General features: G+C 71.3%; 16 protein-coding genes. 14 read left to right on the top strand and 2 right to left on the bottom strand.

Features of this window, described 5'->3' with window-relative positions:
• Positions 1–73 precede the first annotated feature (73 nt).
• Positions 74–685 carry a DUF2378 family protein gene (locus KYK13_RS38395; protein WP_223640427.1) on the top strand — a complete coding sequence of 204 codons (612 nt, stop codon included), beginning with the start codon at positions 74–76 and terminating at the stop codon, positions 683–685.
• Between the two features lie 51 nt (positions 686–736).
• On the opposite strand, the gene KYK13_RS38390 is transcribed toward KYK13_RS38395, so the two are convergent.
• Together KYK13_RS38390 and KYK13_RS38385 are read right to left on the bottom strand one after the other, a co-directional pair.
• A complete protein-coding gene (locus tag KYK13_RS38390) occupies positions 737–1,267 on the bottom strand; it encodes a DUF1440 domain-containing protein (protein ID WP_223640425.1) in 531 nt (176 codons plus the stop codon).
• 41 nt (positions 1,268–1,308) lie between these two features.
• Positions 1,309–1,689, bottom strand: a complete 381-nt coding sequence (locus tag KYK13_RS38385) for a phage holin family protein (protein ID WP_223640423.1) — start codon at positions 1,687–1,689, stop codon at positions 1,309–1,311.
• A 197-nt stretch (positions 1,690–1,886) separates the two neighbouring features.
• On the opposite strand from KYK13_RS38385, the gene KYK13_RS38380 reads away from it, so the two are divergent.
• The 13 genes from KYK13_RS38380 to KYK13_RS38320 all read left to right on the top strand — a co-directional run bounded on the left by KYK13_RS38380 (position 1,887) and on the right by KYK13_RS38320 (position 16,269).
• Complete coding sequence (locus KYK13_RS38380) at positions 1,887–2,885, top strand: SDR family oxidoreductase (protein WP_223640421.1); 999 nt, start codon at positions 1,887–1,889, stop codon at positions 2,883–2,885.
• A 214-nt stretch (positions 2,886–3,099) separates the two neighbouring features.
• Complete coding sequence (locus KYK13_RS38375) at positions 3,100–3,699, top strand: hypothetical protein (protein WP_223640419.1); 600 nt, start codon at positions 3,100–3,102, stop codon at positions 3,697–3,699.
• 118 nt (positions 3,700–3,817) lie between these two features.
• Positions 3,818–4,774, top strand: coding sequence for a protein kinase (locus KYK13_RS38370; protein ID WP_223640417.1), 957 nt, complete (start codon positions 3,818–3,820; stop codon positions 4,772–4,774).
• Between the two features lie 223 nt (positions 4,775–4,997).
• Positions 4,998–5,648, top strand: a complete 651-nt coding sequence (locus KYK13_RS38365) for a cytochrome c3 family protein (protein WP_223640414.1) — start codon at positions 4,998–5,000, stop codon at positions 5,646–5,648.
• Entirely contained in the window at positions 5,636–8,674 is a 3,039-nt protein-coding gene (locus KYK13_RS38360) for a TAT-variant-translocated molybdopterin oxidoreductase (RefSeq protein WP_223640411.1), read from the top strand. Before KYK13_RS38365 ends, KYK13_RS38360 begins: the two co-directional genes overlap by 13 nt.
• A complete protein-coding gene (gene nrfD, locus KYK13_RS38355) occupies positions 8,671–10,095 on the top strand; it encodes an NrfD/PsrC family molybdoenzyme membrane anchor subunit (protein WP_223640408.1) in 1,425 nt (474 codons plus the stop codon). Before KYK13_RS38360 ends, nrfD begins: the two co-directional genes overlap by 4 nt.
• Entirely contained in the window at positions 10,092–10,622 is a 531-nt protein-coding gene (locus KYK13_RS38350; RefSeq protein ID WP_223640405.1) for a DUF3341 domain-containing protein, read from the top strand. The genes nrfD and KYK13_RS38350 overlap by 4 nt, the downstream gene beginning before the upstream one ends.
• Entirely contained in the window at positions 10,619–11,491 is an 873-nt protein-coding gene (locus KYK13_RS38345) for a cytochrome c (RefSeq protein ID WP_223640402.1), read from the top strand. Before KYK13_RS38350 ends, KYK13_RS38345 begins: the two co-directional genes overlap by 4 nt.
• Complete coding sequence (locus KYK13_RS38340; protein WP_223640398.1) at positions 11,488–12,678, top strand: hypothetical protein; 1,191 nt, start codon at positions 11,488–11,490, stop codon at positions 12,676–12,678. Before KYK13_RS38345 ends, KYK13_RS38340 begins: the two co-directional genes overlap by 4 nt.
• Positions 12,675–13,034, top strand: coding sequence for a hypothetical protein (locus KYK13_RS38335; RefSeq protein ID WP_223640395.1), 360 nt, complete (start codon positions 12,675–12,677; stop codon positions 13,032–13,034). The genes KYK13_RS38340 and KYK13_RS38335 overlap by 4 nt, the downstream gene beginning before the upstream one ends.
• Positions 13,031–14,062 (top strand): cytochrome c oxidase subunit II, encoded by a 1,032-nt coding sequence (gene coxB / locus KYK13_RS38330; protein WP_223640392.1) that lies wholly within the window; start codon positions 13,031–13,033, stop codon positions 14,060–14,062. Before KYK13_RS38335 ends, coxB begins: the two co-directional genes overlap by 4 nt.
• On the top strand, positions 14,043–15,650 hold the full coding sequence (locus KYK13_RS38325) for a cbb3-type cytochrome c oxidase subunit I (protein ID WP_223640389.1): 1,608 nt from the start codon (positions 14,043–14,045) through the stop codon (positions 15,648–15,650). The genes coxB and KYK13_RS38325 overlap by 20 nt, the downstream gene beginning before the upstream one ends.
• Positions 15,640–16,269: a cytochrome c oxidase subunit 3 gene (locus tag KYK13_RS38320; RefSeq protein WP_223640386.1), complete on the top strand. Its 630-nt coding sequence runs from the start codon at positions 15,640–15,642 to the stop codon at positions 16,267–16,269. The genes KYK13_RS38325 and KYK13_RS38320 overlap by 11 nt, the downstream gene beginning before the upstream one ends.
• Positions 16,270–16,273 lie beyond the last annotated feature (4 nt).

Genomic DNA, 16,273 nt, shown 5'->3' with positions numbered 1-16,273 from the left:
GACCTGTGGAATCCTCGCGCCCCGTCAGGTCCCCGCCTGGTTCATTTCCCCCCTCACTCAAAGGACGACGCTGATGCCGGCTGGCACGCTGAATCTCCCCGAGGACATCACCCGTGACCTGGAGGCGCGCCTGGCCGTGACGACGCCGGAGGACACGAGCCGGGGCCTGTTCTTCCTGGGCGTGCTGGACGCGGTGAAGTTCCTGGGCGGCCCGGACGCGGTGAAGCGCTGCCTGGAGCAGGTGGGGGAGACGGCGGACTTCAGCCCCATGCAGACCTATCCGTTCCCGCGCTTCCTGAAGCTGTCCTACGTGGCGGCCGAGCAGCTCGCGCCGCTCGTGGGCGGCCACGAGTCCGCGCAGCGGCAGATTGGCACGCAGGCGATGCTGGACTTCCTCAACTCCATGTTCGCGCGCGACTTCGTGCAGCAGGCGGGCGGCGACCCGAAGCGGCTGCTGGAGCTGATGCACTCGGGTTACCGCACGGCGCTCAACTTCGGCGAGCGCACCGTGGAGTGGACGGGCCCCACGTCGGGCCGGGTCATCATGAAGCGCTCGCTGATGCCGGTGCCCTACAACGAGGGCATCCTCCAGTCCGCGCTGGAGGTGACGGGCGTGCAGGACGTGCAGGTGCACGGGAAGGCGCAGTCGCTGGTGGAGGCCGTCTACGACGTCTCCTGGTCGTGAAGCGCGCGCGGCCCCGGCCCCTGACATGGGGCGGGGGCTCCTGACCTCAAGTCAGGCCAGCGCGTGGCGCACGAGGCGGTAGGTGCTCTCCGTGGTGGTGCCGTAGACGAGGTGCGCGGCGAGCGCGCTCAGGTGCGACTTCGCCGGGACCTTCTGGGGCGGCGGCGAGAGGCGCAGCAGCGGCACCGCCAGCTCGTCACCAAAGAGGAAGAGGCCCAGCCCGAGGCCCACGCCGAACAGCTTCCCCGCGAGCGGGACGCGGTCATGCAGCGCGCCGTGCACGGCGCCCCAGAAGGTGCCGTAGCCCCAGTGCACCGCGTTGCCGGACTTCTTCTTCACCTCCCCCTCCAGGTGCACGCCCGCGCGCTCCGCCACCTTGCGCGCGGCCACCTCCGTGGCGGGCTCCTGCGGGGACTGCCGCGACTCGTCCTGGTGCTTCGACTCGCCCCGCTTCGCCATGAGCGCCTGGGCCTGGTTCATGGCGAAGGTCCCCAGCGCACCGCCCACGGCGCCCGTGAGGGCGTCCTGGATGAGCGAGCGCTGCTCGGGGTGGAAGGGGCGGAGTCGGCTCCAGCGGATCATGGTCGTTCCTTTCGGCGACGGTGGTCTTGCACGTGGAGGCTTCAGGAGAGGATGGGGCGGAGCGCGTCCAGGTCCTCGCGCAGCTGTTGCCCGGTCTCCTCCAGCGGGTGCCGGGGAAAGCGCCGGGTGCCCTGCCAGGCCAGCGCGGCCCCCGCGCCCCCCAGGCCCAACCCCAGGAGCAGCGCGCTCCGCGACGACGCCAGCCGCAAGCCGAGCGATACCGCCAGCATCAGTGCGCCGCCCACCGTGAGCAGCGCTCCCGCGCCCACCAGGGCGGACGCCCGCAGCGCCTGGCGTGCGTCGCGGCGCAGCTCGTCCTTGGCCAGCTCCACCTCCGCCTGCGCCAGGCGCCGGCTCTGGTCGATGGCCCGCGACACCAGCCGCTGGGGCGATTCGTCTGTCACTGGGGTGTGGTCCGACATGAGGGGCTCCCGTGTCCCTAGAGGGTGGGGCGGCCCGGGAGCGGGTGCACCTCCAGGAAGGGAGGGCCGGTGCGCGCCCTGCCACCGGCCCGGAGGGCGGCCGGGCGGGCGAGGGGCGCGAAGCGGATTTTCGGGGGCTTGCCCCGTGCGAAGTCCGGCCGGAAGGCCCACCTCACGGCGAGGAGGGGCGAAAGCGCATGGCCCATCACGAGGACTTGAGAGGGCAGGTGGCCATCGTCACGGGCGCCTCGAGCGGCGTGGGGTGGCAATCCGCGGTGCGGCTGGCGGAGGCCGGCGCGCGGCTGTGCGTCACGGCACGGCGAAAGTCGGCGCTGGAGCAGCTGCGCGTGGAGGTGCTCCAGTGCGGCGGCGAGTGCCTGGTGAGCGAAGGCGACGTCACGGTGGAGGAGGACGTGGAGCGCGTGGTGCGCGAGTGCGTGGAGCACTACGGCCGCGTGGACATCCTGGTGAACGTGGCCGCGGTGCAGTCCTACGGCTTCTTCGAGGAGCTGCCCTGGGAGCACATCACGCGCGTGTTCGACGTGAACTGCTTCGGCTACTTCCGCTTCGCGCGCGCGGTGCTGCCGCACTTCCGCAATCAGGGCCACGGTCACGTGCTCAACGTGCAGTCCATGCTGGCCGTGGGGGCCGCGCCGCTGCTGTCCGCGTATGCGTCCTCGAAGCACGCGACGCTGGGGTGGGCGCAGGCGCTGGCGCTGGAGCTGGCGGGCACGGGCATCCACGTGTCCAACGTGCTGGTGCCGTCCGTGTCCTCGCCCATGTTCGACCACGCGCCCACGATGCTGAACCAGAAGCCCGTGCCGGTGCCGCCCACGTACGACGTGGACCTGGTGGCCCGCGCGGTGGTGCGGCTGGCGAAGCGGCCGGACCGCACGTTGGTGCCGGCGTTCCTCCAGGGGCGGTTGATCCTGTGGCTCAACGGCGTGGCGCCGTGGGTGGGCAAGGCGCTGCTCTCGCACTTCGGCGTGCGGATGCAGACGACGCACATCCCGTTGGACCGCCCCGAGGGCAACCTCTTCACCCCCATGGCGCAGGGCGTGGGCCCCCGGGGCAGCGTGCCGCCGACGCCCGCGTGGAAGCGCTTCACCGCGGCGCTGGGACTGGCGGCGCTCACCGGCGGCGTGGTGGGCGGCGCGGTGCTGGGGGCGCGCGGCCTGGTGCGCGCGGCGCGCTGAATCCGGACGCGCTCAGCCGGCACCGCAGCTGAGGGGGAACCCCCGTGGCACCGCGATCAGGATTTTTTCCGTTCGCGGTGCTGATGGTGCCGTGTCAACGAAGTATCGGGTGGGTCGGAAAACATCCTCGCGTTGCGGCGGGCTTTGGCTAGAAGGGGCCCCGCATGCGCTCCGGGAAGGGTCGGCCGGGCGCGAACGTGAGGAGAAACTCTCGATGCGTGGAAACAGCAAGTGGATGGGTCTGGCGGTGGCGGCGGGTCTCGCGGTGTCGTCGCAGGCGGTGGCGGCGGAGCAGCCGAACCTGAACGCGAACCCGGGCCGGGCCTCTGAGTTCGGCCACGAAGGCCAGGTGGTCATCAGCCAGGACCTCAACGGCTTCCTGGGCTACAACACCGCCTCCGACGTGTTCCTGATCCGCCTGGAGCCGTCCGCGGACTACTTCCTCCAGCAGAACCTGTCGGTGGGCGCGTCCGCGCTGGTGGCCTTCGGCTTCGGTGACAGCACCGTCGTGGGCCTGGGCGTGCTGGGCCGCGTGGGCTACCACCTGCCCCTGAGCGAGCGCGTGTCGCTCTGGCCCAAGGCGGGCTTCGGCGTGCAGTTCGCCCACGTGCCGAACCACAGCGACGTGAACTTCGTCCTGGACTTCAACGCCCCCATCCTGTTCCACCTCACGCCGCGCTTCTTCATCGGCGCGGGTCCTCAGGTGCGCGCGCTCATCAGCCAGGACGTGGGCAGCCTGGGCTCGGAGCAGGGCTACTTCTCCGGCAACGACGTGACCCTGGGCATCACCACCACGGTCGGCGGCTACTTCTAGTCTCCAGCCTTTCCCGGCACTCCGGGCCGCGCGCCCGGGTGTCGGGGATTGCAGGACCTGTGGCGTAGGAGCCGCCGCGTTGACGCCACGGGTTGGATGTGTTGGGTTGGAGGGTGCCATGTCCGTGCTTCCGTTCGTGCCCCGGCTGCCCGCGTTCGCCCCCCTGCATCCGCTGGGGAGGGGCCCGTTGGGCGAGTGGGTGTCCCTCGTGTGGCCGCTGGAAGAGGACGCGGTGGGCTCACGCCCGCTGGTGGTGAAGACGTTCCTCCTGGCGTCGGGGCTGTCGCCGGAGACGCGGCGCCCGCTGGAGGAGTCGCTGGCGCGGGCGGTGCCGCTGCGGCACCCGGGCATCGCGCGGCTGCATGGCTTCCAGGTGGACGCGCGCGACACGCTGACGGTGGTGTCGGACTACGTCCCGGGCTGTTCGCTGGCCACGGCGCGCCGGCGCGTGCTGGGGCGGGGCGGGCGGCCGTCGGACGCGTTCGTGTGTCACGTGGGCGCGGAGGTGGCGGAGGCGCTCCAGGCCGCGCACGGCGCGTGCGTGGTGCACGGGGATGTGAATGCGCACCGCGTGCGCGTGGGGCCTCGGGGCGAGGTGACGCTGACGGACTTCGGCCTCAGGGCCGCGCGTCCGCTGTTGCGCCGGGTCACGTCTCCGTCGCGGCCGGACGTGGTGGCGCTGCCGGTCCGGGAGGACGTGGGCCCGCCGGTGGAGGCGCGGGCGGACCTGCTCTCGCTGGGGCGGGTGTTGTTGGAGCTGGCCTCGGGAAACGTCGTGGTCCCGGGGGACGTGGCGGGAGTGGACGCGGCGCTGCGGGATGTGTCGCCCGCGCTGCGGGACGTGCTGCGCGGAGTGCTGCTGGGGGCGCGCGGGGCGGACTCCGCCGCGTGGCTGGAGGCGGCGCTGCGCGGCTGCATGCAGCGTGGGCTGGCGAGCCACGGGCAGGACGCGGTGGTGCGGGAGCTGGCGGCGTTGCCGGGCTCCGGGCCGCTGTCGCCGGTGGACGTGTACGTGGGCGCGGCGTCGGTGATGACGGCCTCCGCGTCCGTGCGCGGGCGCACGCTGCCGTCCTGAAGGCGCCGGGCGGCTCCGGGCGGTGAGCCCCCGGCATCGCGCGCTCGCGTGATGTGCCGACGAACGGCCTTCGTGTGGACTGGCCAACGTCGCGCATCTGGTGCGTGCGAAACGCGACGAGGCACGAACGGGAGGCTGGTGGCCGGGTGAGGCCGCGTCCACTGTCCGGCGCGCTTCCGGCACGTGCAGCCACGGAGGCTTCCACGCTGGATGGGGGAGGGGCATGGCTCCGTTGTTCCGCCCGGGAACCGACTCAGTGCTGAGGGCGTTCATCGCCCTGGCCCTGGGGCTGCCCGTGGTGTCGCTGGCGGGCCTGCTCCTCCTCGCGCGCAACCCGCTGGGGCGGGGCTCGTTCGTGCCCATCGAACAGCCGGTCTTCTTCGACCACCGTCACCACGTGGGCGATGAGGGCATCCCGTGCGGCTACTGCCATGAGGGCGCGTGGCGCTCACCCAGTGCGGGAGTGCCGCCCACGCAGCGCTGCCTGGGGTGCCATGCGCAGGTGTGGAACGAGAGCGCCCGGCTGGAGCCGGTGCGCGCCAGTGGCTTCGACAACACGGCGATTCCGTGGAACCGGGTGCACGCGCTGCCGGATTACGTCTGGTTCAGCCATCAAATCCACGTGAACAAGGGCGTGGGCTGCGTCACCTGTCACGGGCGCGTGGACACCATGCCGGCGGTGCAGAAGGTGGCGCCGCTCACCATGGGCTGGTGCTTGAGCTGTCACCGCGACCCGGCGCCGTGGCTGCGCCCCCTGTCGGAGGTCGCGAGCCTCACGTGGCGTCCCCCCGGAGACCCGAGAGAGACGGGGCGCGCGGTGCAGGCCGCGCTCGACGTGAACCCTCGGACGGATTGCAACACATGCCACTTCTGACCGACCCCGCACGGATGGATGCCCCTGACGCGCCCACGCCGGACGGGCTGGAGCCGGTGCGCGCGTGGAGGAGCCTGGAGGAATGGCACGCGGGAGGACCCGGCCCCGAGGCCGTGTCGCGCGAGCATCCCCCGGGCGCGACGTCTCCGCCCGAGGGCGTGGCGCGGCGCACCTTCCTGCAGATGGCGGCCGCGTCGCTGGCGGCGGCGGGCTTCAGCGGGTGCTTCCGTCAGCCGCCGGAGAAGATCCTCCCGTACTCGACGCCGCCGGAGGGCCTGACGCCGGGAGTGCCGCTGCACTTCGCCACGGGGCTGGAGTGGAGCGGGCGCACGGTGGGCCTGGTGGTGACGAGCCACGAGGGGCGGCCCACGAAGGTGGAGGGCAATCCGTTGCACCCGGCGAGCCTGGGCGCGGCGGGCATCTTCGAGCAGGCGTCGCTGCTGGGGCTCTATGACCCGGCGCGGGCGAAGACGGCGCGGCTGGACGGCGTGGAGACCGCGTGGAGCACCGTGCGGGACGTGCTGGCCCGGCAGGCCGGACGCCAGGACGGAGGCGCGGGGCTGCGCTTCCTGGTGGAGCCCACGGGCAGCCCGCTGGTGCAGGCGCTGTACGCGCGCATCCAGCAGCGCTTCCCTCAGGCGCGGATCATCCCCTGGGGCGTGGCCCTGGCGGATGGGCGCCGCGAGGGCACTCGGCTGGCGTACGGCCGCGTGCTGGACGTGCTGCACGACGTGGGGCGCGAAGTGGTCGTGGCGGTGGATGACGACTTCCTCGCGACGAAACACCCTGGAAACCTGCGCGCGGCGCGGGACTTCGTGAGCGCGCGCAAGCCGGAGGCGATGAACCGGCTGTGGGTCGCGGAGAGCACGCTGACCCTCACGGGCGGCTTCTCCGACGAGCGGCTGCGGATCCGGCCGTCGCAGGGCGTCGCGCTGATGTTCGCGCTGGCGGCGGAGGTGGGGCGGGGGCTGAGCGGGATTGCTCCCGGGAACCCCTCGCGCGGGGGCACGCCGGCGTTGGCCTCGGGGCTCGCGGGGCTGAGCGTTCCGCCCGAGGTGCTGACGGACGCCCAGCGCGCCTGGGTGCGCGGCGCGGCGAGGGACCTGCTCATGCACCGGGGGCAGGGGCGGGTCACGGTGGGCGAGCGTCATCCCCCGCTGGTGCATGCGCTGGCCTTCGCGCTGGACGAGGCGCTGGGCAACACGCCCCGGCTGATTGAGCCCGTGGCGCTCCCGGACGCGGACCCGGGGGCGTTGAACGCGCTCCTGGAGGAGATGGCCGGCGGACGGGTGGACACGCTGATCATCACGGCCTGGAACCCGGCCTGGACGGCGATGGTGGACCTGGGCTTCACGCGACACCTGGAGCGCGTCCCCTTCCGCCTGTACCACGGCCTCCAGGAGGACGAGACGGCGGCCCGCTGCCCCACCTTCGTCCCCGCGACGCACCCCTACGAATCCTGGCGCGACGGCCGTGCGCCGGACGGCACCGCGTCCGTGCTGCAACCGCTCATCGCGCCCCTGTTCCCCGGGGCGGTCTCCGAGGTGGAGCTCCTGTCCGTCTTCGCGGGCCTGGAGTCACAGAGTCCCTACGAGCTGCTCAAGACCCTGTGGCGCGAGCGCTCGGGCGCGCCGGCGGACTTCGAGGCGCGCTGGGAGGCGTGGCTCACGGACGGCATCATTCCGGAGACCCGGGCCGCGCCTGCCCGGGCCGTGCTGGACGAGGCCGCGGTGCTGAAGGCCGCCGCGGGACCGGAGTCCCGGATGAAGGCGCCCGAGGGCATGGAGCTGTCCCTGGTGCTGGACGCGCGGCTGTACGACGGCCGCTTCGCGGGCAACGCGTGGCTCCAGGAGCTGCCCGAGCCGGTGTCGAAGCTCACCTGGGACAACGCGGCGCTGCTCTCTCCCGCCACCGCGCGCACGCTGGACCTGGAGAAGGGCGACGTGGCGCGCCTGGAGATGCTGGGGCAGGTGGTGGAGGTGCCCGTGCTGGTGCTGCCCGGCCAGCCGGACAACACGGTGACGCTGGCGCTGGGCCACGGCCGCGAGCGCGTGGGGCCGGTGGGCGAGCACGTGGGCGTCAACGCGAACACGCTGCGGTCCAGGTCCCAGCCCTGGGGAGGCACCCTCACGGGCTTCACCCGCACGGGCGGGCACCACCGGCTGGCGGTCACGCAGGAGCACTGGAGCATGGAGGGGCGCGACCTGGCGCTCCAGTTCACCCACGCCGCCTTCCACGCCAGGCCCCAGGCGCTCGAGTTCCTCCAGGAGAAGAAGGAGCGGCTCTATCCGCCCTCCGCGCTGCTGAAGAGCGAGCGGCACCAGTGGGCCATGGCCATCGACCTGCACCGGTGCACGGGGTGCAGCGCGTGCATGGTGGCCTGCCAGGCGGAGAACAACGTGCAGGTGGTGGGGCGCGAGGGCGTGCTCAAGAGCCGGGAGATGCACTGGCTGCGCATCGACCGCTACTTCCTGGGCGACCCGGACGACCCGGGCTTCATCTCCCAGCCCGTGGCGTGCGTGCACTGCGAGGCCGCGCCCTGCGAGTACGTGTGCCCGGTGAACGCCACGGTCCACTCGGACGAGGGGCTCAACCAGATGGTCTACAACCGCTGCATCGGCACGCGGTACTGCTCCAACAACTGCCCCTACAAGGTCCGCCGCTTCAACTACCTGGAGTATCAGCGGCGGGAACCCCTCACGAAGCTGCGCCAGAACCCGGACGTGACGGTGCGCTCGCGCGGGGTGATGGAGAAGTGCACGTACTGCGTGCAGCGCATCGAGCGGGCCCGCACCGTCGCGCGCGCGGCGCACCGGGACGTGCGCGAGGGCGAGGTCCACACCGCCTGCCAGCAGGCCTGCCCCACGGAGGCCATCACCTTCGGGGACCTGCTCGTCCCGGAGTCGCGCGTGCGCCGCGAGCACGAGAATCCCAGGCACTACAAGCTGCTCAACGTCCTGGGCACCCAGCCGCGCACGGTGCACCTGGTGCGCCTGAAGAACCCGGCGCCGAAGGGAGGCGCATGAGCACGGCCGACCCACAGGTCCCCGCGCCCGGAGACCCGCTCACCGAGCACCCGATACTCGAGGGGCGCCACTCCGACCGCGCCTACAGCGAGTCGCTGCTGGCCTTCGTGCACCGTCCGCCGAGCCGGACCTGGTGGGCGCTGCTGGCGCTGGGGCTGGCCGGGACCGTGCTGCTGACGGTGGCCATCTGCATGACGCTCTTCGTGGGCGTGGGGACGTGGGGCAACAACATCCCGGTGGCGTGGGCGTTCGGCATCACGAACTTCGTGTGGTGGATTGGAATCGGCCACGCGGGAACGTTGATCAGCGCCATCTTGCTGCTGTTCCAGGAGAAGTGGCGCGGGTCCATCAACCGCTTCGCGGAGGCCATGACGCTCTTCGCGGTGACGTGCGCGGGCCTGTTCCCGCTGCTGCACCTGGGGCGGCCGTGGAAGTTCTACTGGCTGGTGCCCTATCCCAGCAGCCTGCGGGCGTGGCCGCAGTTCCGCTCGCCGCTGACGTGGGACATCGCGGCGGTGAGCACGTACCTCACGGTGTCGCTGCTGTTCTGGTACGTGGGGCTGATTCCGGACCTGGCCACGGCGCGCGATACGGCGAGGACGCCCCGCGCGCGCTTCTGGTACGGGCTGGCGAGCCTGGGGTGGCGGGGCTCGGCGAAGCACTGGCGGCAGTGGCGCACGGGCTACCTGCTGCTGGCGGGCCTGGCCACGCCGCTGGTGGTGAGCGTGCACACCATCGTGTCCTTCGACTTCGCGGTGTCGCAGCTGCCGGGCTGGCACACCACCATCTTCCCGCCGTACTTCGTCGCGGGCGCGGTGTTCAGCGGCTTCGCGCTCGTCATCACGTTGCTGCTGCCGGCGCGCAAGGCGATGGGCCTGGAGCACGTGGTGACGCCGCTGCACCTGGACAACATGGCGAAGGTGCTGATGGCCACCGGGTGGATCGTGGCCTACGGCTACCTCCAGGAGCACTTCTTCGCCTGGTTCAGCGGGAACCCCTTCGAGATCCACGCCTCGGAGGCCGAGTTCCTGGGGCCGTACGCGCCGCTCTTCTGGATGCAGGTCTTTTGCAACGTGGTGGTGCCGCAGGTCTTCTGGTTCCCCCGGATGCGCACGAACGTGGTGGTGCTGTGGGTGGCGGCGCTGCTCGTCAACGTGGGGATGTGGACGGAGCGCTTCCTCATCGTGGCGGCGTCGCTGAGCATGGACTTCCTGCCGTCGTCCTGGGCGCCGTTCCGGCCCACGTGGGTGGACTGGAGCCTGCTGGGCGGCTCCATCGCGTTCTTCTGCACGGCGTTCCTGCTGTTCCTGAAGTACGTGCCGGCCGTCTCCGTGAGCGAGATGAAGGAGCTCCAGCGCGAGGTGGACGCGTCGCTCGAGTTCCGGCGTGAGCAGGGCACGCGGCCCGGCGGTGCGCCATGAGCCGCCACTGGGTGCTGGGAGAGTTCGGGTCCAGCGAGGCCCTGGTGGCCGCGCTGAAGGACCTGCGGGCCAGGGGCTTCGAGCAGCTGGACGCGCACACGCCGTTCCCGGTGGAGGAGACGTTCGAGGCGCTGGGGCTGAAGCGCTCGTGGTTGCCGCTGCTGACCTGTGTGGCGGGGTTGACCGGGGCGGCGTTCGCGTACGTGACGCAGTGGTTCACGAACGCGGTGGACTACCCGCTGGACGTGGGCGGCCGGCCGCTGCACAGCGCGCCCACGAACATCCCCATCACGTTCGAGCTGGGGGTGTTGAGCGCGGCGCTGACGATCTTCGGCGCGCTGATGCTGCTCTTCGGCTTCCCGCACGTGACGCACCCGGTGTTCGACGTGGAGTCCTTCCGCAGCGCGTCCGTGGATGGCTTCTGGGCGAGCGTGGCGGTGGACGGCGAGGACGCGCCGAAGGTGGAGGCGGCGCTGCGCGAGCTGGGGGCGAGGCAGGTGTCGGTGGTGGAGGAGGGCGCGCGATGAAGCGCTGGGCGCTCCTGGTGCTGCTGGGCGGGGTGGCCGCGTGCGACGACACGGACCCCATGGCGTCGCAGCCGCGAGCCGGGCCGTTCTCGCCGAGCGAGTTCTTCGACGACGGCCGCGCCATGCGGCCCCTGGTGCCGGGGACGGTGGCGCAGGAGTGGCGCACGCGGGGGGACCCGGCGTTGCCGCAGGGGCTCGCGGCGGATGGGACATGGCTTCCGGCCGTGCCGCTGCCGCTCACGCGGGAGCTGCTGGACGAGGGGCGCACGAACTATGAGACCTGGTGCGCGGTGTGCCACGGGCTGACCGGGGATGGGAACGCCATCGTGGCCAGGAAGATGCCGCAGCGCCGGCCGCCCGGGCTGTTCGTGCCTCACGACCACGCGGACCAGGTGGTCTACGGCATCGCGGAGGACGAAGCCCCATACACGGGGGCGCAGGCCGTGATCTCTCGGGTGGGGCCAGAGGCGTTCCCGCTGCCCAGACGGGTGGACGCGGAGGGCGCCGTGCGGGACACGGCCGACGCGGGGCCGCCCGCCGGGCCGCCGGGCCGCGGAGTGACGGTCAGCGCCGCGGACGCGGCCCGCGCCCGGCAGCACGCGCTCGTGGGGCCGCGAGGCCTCGCGATGGAGGGGCGGCTCAACGAGCGCTCCACGACGGGAGACCTGCCGCACCCGCCAGGCTTCTACTTCCAGGTCATCTCCCACGGCTTCGGCGTGATGCCCTCATACGGCCCGCAGCTGTCACCCCACGAGCGCTGGGCCGTGGTCGCGTACCTGCGAGCCCTGGGCCGCAGCCAGCGCGCACCCCTCACCGCCGCACCGCCGGACGTCCAGGCGCGGCTGCGCCAGGAGCTTCTCCCGCCATGACGCCTCCCGTGCTTCCACGCTTCGAGGGCGGACAGCGCGCGCTGACCATCAGCGCGGCGCTCGGTGTCCTGGGCCTCGCGGCCACCGCCGTCGGCGCCTTCCTCGACGTGCGCCATGCCCTGGCGGGATACCTCTTCGGCTTCACCTACTGGCTGGGGCTGAGCCTGGGGGCGCTGCTGCTGCTCGCCACCTTCCACGCGTCGAAGGCGCGCTGGCCCGTGGTGCTGCGCCGCGCGCTGGAGGTCGCGGGCGCCATCGCGCCGCTGTTCGTGCTGCTCTTCGTGCCCTTGTTGCTGGGGATGCGGCACCTGTTTCCGTGGGTCGCGCCCACCGCGGACCTGGGCGAGCACACGTTGCATGTGCTCGACCACCGGCGGGTCTACAACAACATGCCCTTCTTCCTGGTGCGCGCGGTGCTCTACTTCGTCACCTGGAGCGTCGTGGGCTCCCTGCTGTACCGCTGGTCCGTGCAGCAGGACACGACGGGCGACGTGCGCTGGACGCTGTGGCAGCGGCGGCTGGGGGGAGGCTCGCTGCCCGCGCTGGGGCTCACGTTCTCCTTCATGACGCTGGACTGGATGATGTCGCTGGATGCGACGTGGGAGTCCTCCATCTACGCCGCCTACGTCTTCTCTGGCGCCTTCGTGGGCGGGCTCGCCCTGATGATCGTCCTGGGCGCGGCCACGCGGGACACGCGGCACTTCGGCAGCCTGCTGTCCCCCGGCCACTACCACCGGCTGGGCACGCTGCTGTTCGCCTTCGTCTGCTTCTGGGCCTACATCGGCTATTCGCAGTTCATGCTCATCTGGGTCGCGGGCATCCCCGAGGAGGTGACCTGGTACCGCGTCCGCCTGGATGACGGCTGGGCCGTGGTGTCGCTGGTGCTGCTCCTGGGCCACTTCGTCATCCCCTTCGGGCTCCTCCTGTCGCGCCAGCTCAAGGCGCGGCCCCGGCCGCTGGCGGTCGTGTCGCTGTGGATGCTGCTGATGCACGCCGTGGACGTGGCGTGGCTGCTGTTCCCCTCCCTCTTCCCGGAGCACGTCGTCATTCCGTGGACGGCGTTCACCGCGTGGGTGGGCGTGGGCGGGCTGTCCATGGCGGCGGCCCTCTGGCTCTCGCGCGGCGGCTATCCCGTGCCCGTGTCGGATCCCTACCTCGTCCACTCGCTCCAGGTGCGCCCGCCATGAGCGAAACCCGTCCACCCCCTCCGGAGTTGGAGAAGCTGCCCACCGCGTGGCTGCTGCGCGTCGGCGCGGTGGCGCTGGCGCTGCTCGCGGCGGCCAGCGTCGCGGCGTGGGCCCTGTGGGTCCTCTGGCGCCCCAAGGCCGAGCGTCCCTTCCCCGTGCCCGTGAGCACCCCGCAGATTGGCATGCTGGATCAGCCCCCGTTCTCGCTGGACCGGCGCGCGGACGCGCTGAAGACCCAGCAGCGCGAGCGGCTGGAGGGCTACGGCTGGGTGGACGTGGACGCAGGCGTCATCCACCAGCCCATCGACGCGGCGATGCGGCAGTTGCTCTCCGAATCCGAGGGAGGCGCGCGATGAACGAGCTGCTGCGCAAGCTCTTCTTCCTCCCGGAGCAGGGCTCCACCTTCGCCGTGAAGGTGGACCACCTGCACTTCGTCCTGCTGCTCTCCACGTTCGCGGTGGCGGTGGGCATTGGCGCCGTCGGCATCTCCTTCCTCACGCGCTACCACCGGCGCACGGAGTCCGACCCCACCCCGCACGTGGAGGCGCCCCCGTGGATGGAGGGGCTGTTCATCGGCGTGCCGCTGTCGCTGTTCCTGCTCTGGTTCGTCCTGGGCTTCAGGCAGTTCGTCTGGGTGATGAGCCCGCCCCGGGACTCGCTGGACGTGTACGTCACCGGCAAGCAGTGGATGTGGAAGTTCACCTATCCCGGAGGCCCCAGCGCCATCGACACGCTGGTGGTGCCCGCGGGCCGGCCCGTGCGGCTGCTGCTCACCTCGCGCGACGTCATCCATTCCTTCTACGTGCCGGACTTCCGCATGAAGCGTGACGCGGTGCCCGGCCGCTACACCGACATCTGGTTCGAAGCGCCCAGGCCCGGGCGCCACCTGGTGCTGTGCGCGGAGTACTGCGGGCTGGACCACTCGGTGATGCGCGGCGAGGTGGTGGTGCTGTCCCCCGGGGACTTCGAGGCGTGGCAGGACGCGCAGCGCCGCAGCCTCCCCGTGGCCGCGCTGCCGGGCGCCCGCACCCCGGAGTCCATGGCGGCCCGGGGCGAGCGCGTCGCCGCGGCGCAGGGCTGCCTGCAGTGCCACACGGTGACGGGCGCGCAGCACATCGGCCCCACGTGGCTGGGGCTGTACGGCCGGAAGGAGCCGCTGGAGGGCGGCGGCGTCGTGCTCGCGGACGAGGCGTACCTCACGGAATCCATGATGGATCCGCTGGCGAAGGTGGTGGCCGGCTACGCGCCCGTGATGCCGGGCTACCACGGCCGGCTGAGCGCGGAGGACACCGGCGCGCTCGTGGAGTTCATCAAGTCCCTGCGTACCCTGCGCCCGGGTGTCACCGCGGCCGAGGAGCCCGTCTATGTCCCCACCGGTCGCTGAGTCCTATCTGTCGGACGGGCGCACCCTGTGGTCGTGGCTCACGACGCACGACCACAAGCGCATTGGCGTGATGTTCCTGGTGCTGACGCTCTTCTTCTTCTTCCTGGGGGGCCTGTTCGCGCTGCTCATGCGGATCGAGCTGCTCACGCCGGGCCACACCATCATGGGGCACCTGGCGTACAACCGGATGTTCACGCTCCACGGCGTCACCATGGTGTGGCTGTTCATGATTCCGGCCATCCCGTCCGCCTTCGGCAACTTCCTGGTGCCGCTGATGATTGGCGCGCGCGACGTGGCCTTCCCCCGGCTCAACCTGGCGTCCGTGTACCTCTACGTGCTGGGCGCCAGCGTCGCGCTGTGGGGCATGTTCGAGGGCGGCGCGGACACGGGCTGGACCTTCTACACGCCCTACAGCACGACCACGGGCACGGCGCTGCTGCCGGTGCTGATGGGGGTGTTCATCATCGGGTTCTCCACCATCCTCACCGGGCTCAACTTCATCGCCACGGTGCACACGCTGCGGGCGCCGGGCCTCACGTGGATGAAGGTGCCGCTGTTCGTCTGGGCCGTCTACGGCACGGCCATCATCCAGGTGCTGGCCACCCCGGTGCTGGGCATGGTGCTGCTCCTGGTGGCGCTGGAGCGGGTGGTGGGCGCGGGCATCTTCGACCCCGCGCGCGGAGGAGACCCCATCCTCTTCCAGCACCTGTTCTGGTTCTACAGCCACCCGGCCGTCTACATCATGGTGCTGCCGTCCATGGGCGTCATCAGCGAGGCGGTGTCCGCCTTCAGCCGCAAGAACGCCTTCAGCTACCGGATGATTGTGTACTCCACGCTGGGCATCTCGTTCGTGGGGTTCTTCACCTGGGGCCACCACATGTTCGCGTCCGGTCAGTCCGTCTTCGGCTCGGGCGCGTTCGGCGCCATGTCGATGCTGGTGGCCATCTTCACGGCCATCAAGATCTTCTCCTGGCTGGGCACGCTCTACCGGGGCTCCATCGCCATCGAGTCGCCGCTCATCTACACGCTGGGGTTCATGTTCTTCCTCTTCTTCGGAGGGATGATTGGCGTGGCGTACTCGACCACGTCGCTGAACCTGCACTGGCACGACACGTACTCGGTGGTGGCGCACTTCCACTTCATCATGGTGGGGGCGACGGTGATGGCGTTCCTGGCGGCGCTGCACTACTGGTTCCCGAAGATGTTCGGCAGGTGCTTCCCCACGAAGCTGGCCAACGGCGCGGCGGTGCTCATCATCTTCGGCTTCATCGCCACGTTCGTGCCGCAGTTCCTCTTGGGGAACCTGGGGATGCCCCGGCGATACGCGGACTATCCGCCGCACTTCCAGTCGCTGCACGTGGCGTCCACGGCGGGCGCGTCGCTGTTGGGGTTCGGGTTCCTGGTCATCGCGGGGTACCTGGCTTGGAGCCTGCGCTACGGCGCGGTCGCGGGGGACAACCCCTGGGGCAGCGAGGGCTTCGAGTGGCGCAGCGCCTCTCCGCCGCCCACGCACAACTTCGTCACGACGCCCGAGTACTCCACGGGTCCGCACCAGTACGCGCGAGAGGAGGTGCCGCATGCCGCCTGAGGCCGTGACCGGGCACTGGGGCTCCGAGGACGCGCGCAAGCAGGCGGCGTACCTGGGCATGTGGGTCTTCATCGCGACGGAGGTGCTGCTGTTCGCGGGGCTGTTCACGGCCTACGGCGTGTATCGCTCGGTGTATCCGGAGGCGTTCCGCGCCTCGCAGCTCAAGATGGAGGTGGGGCTGGGCACGCTGAACACCTTCATCCTGGTGTCGAGCAGCATCCTGGTGGCGCTCGCGGTGCACGCGGTGCGGGGCAACCGGCCGGGGCTGGGCGGCGCGCTGCTGCTGGCGGCGGCGCTGTTGGGCGTGGTGTTCCTGGTGGTGAAGGGCGTGGAGTACGCGCACCACGTGAAGGACGGCGGGCTGCCGGGGGACGCGTACCGGTTCACGGAGCTGCCGCGCGTGGGCGCGAGCCTCTTCTTCACGCTGTACTACCTGCTGACGGGCCTCCACGCGCTGCACGTGACGGTGGGCGTCTGCATGCTGGTGGTGCTGGGCGTGCGCTCCGCGGCGGGGACGTTCGGGCCCACGTACGCGACGCCGGTGGAGGTGGGCGGCATGTACTGGCACCTGGTGGACGTCATCTGGTTGTTCGTCTACCCCATCATCTACCTGTCATGAGGAG

Source organism: Corallococcus sp. EGB (assembly GCF_019968905.1).
Taxonomy (GTDB): Bacteria; Myxococcota; Myxococcia; order Myxococcales; family Myxococcaceae; genus Corallococcus.
The sequence above is the reverse complement of the archived record's forward strand: the minus strand, read 5'-3'. Positions and strand labels throughout refer to the sequence as shown.

Coding starts and splice junctions, on each gene's coding strand:
- KYK13_RS38395 (WP_223640427.1), top strand. CDS start 74: ATGCCGGCTGGCACGCTGAATCTCCCCGAGGACATCACCCGTGACCTG.
- KYK13_RS38390 (WP_223640425.1), bottom strand. CDS start 1,267: ATGATCCGCTGGAGCCGACTCCGCCCCTTCCACCCCGAGCAGCGCTCG.
- KYK13_RS38385 (WP_223640423.1), bottom strand. CDS start 1,689: ATGTCGGACCACACCCCAGTGACAGACGAATCGCCCCAGCGGCTGGTG.
- KYK13_RS38380 (WP_223640421.1), top strand. CDS start 1,887: ATGGCCCATCACGAGGACTTGAGAGGGCAGGTGGCCATCGTCACGGGC.
- KYK13_RS38375 (WP_223640419.1), top strand. CDS start 3,100: ATGCGTGGAAACAGCAAGTGGATGGGTCTGGCGGTGGCGGCGGGTCTC.
- KYK13_RS38370 (WP_223640417.1), top strand. CDS start 3,818: ATGTCCGTGCTTCCGTTCGTGCCCCGGCTGCCCGCGTTCGCCCCCCTG.
- KYK13_RS38365 (WP_223640414.1), top strand. CDS start 4,998: ATGGCTCCGTTGTTCCGCCCGGGAACCGACTCAGTGCTGAGGGCGTTC.
- KYK13_RS38360 (WP_223640411.1), top strand. CDS start 5,636: ATGCCACTTCTGACCGACCCCGCACGGATGGATGCCCCTGACGCGCCC.
- nrfD (WP_223640408.1), top strand. CDS start 8,671: ATGAGCACGGCCGACCCACAGGTCCCCGCGCCCGGAGACCCGCTCACC.
- KYK13_RS38350 (WP_223640405.1), top strand. CDS start 10,092: ATGAGCCGCCACTGGGTGCTGGGAGAGTTCGGGTCCAGCGAGGCCCTG.
- KYK13_RS38345 (WP_223640402.1), top strand. CDS start 10,619: ATGAAGCGCTGGGCGCTCCTGGTGCTGCTGGGCGGGGTGGCCGCGTGC.
- KYK13_RS38340 (WP_223640398.1), top strand. CDS start 11,488: ATGACGCCTCCCGTGCTTCCACGCTTCGAGGGCGGACAGCGCGCGCTG.
- KYK13_RS38335 (WP_223640395.1), top strand. CDS start 12,675: ATGAGCGAAACCCGTCCACCCCCTCCGGAGTTGGAGAAGCTGCCCACC.
- coxB (WP_223640392.1), top strand. CDS start 13,031: ATGAACGAGCTGCTGCGCAAGCTCTTCTTCCTCCCGGAGCAGGGCTCC.
- KYK13_RS38325 (WP_223640389.1), top strand. CDS start 14,043: ATGTCCCCACCGGTCGCTGAGTCCTATCTGTCGGACGGGCGCACCCTG.
- KYK13_RS38320 (WP_223640386.1), top strand. CDS start 15,640: ATGCCGCCTGAGGCCGTGACCGGGCACTGGGGCTCCGAGGACGCGCGC.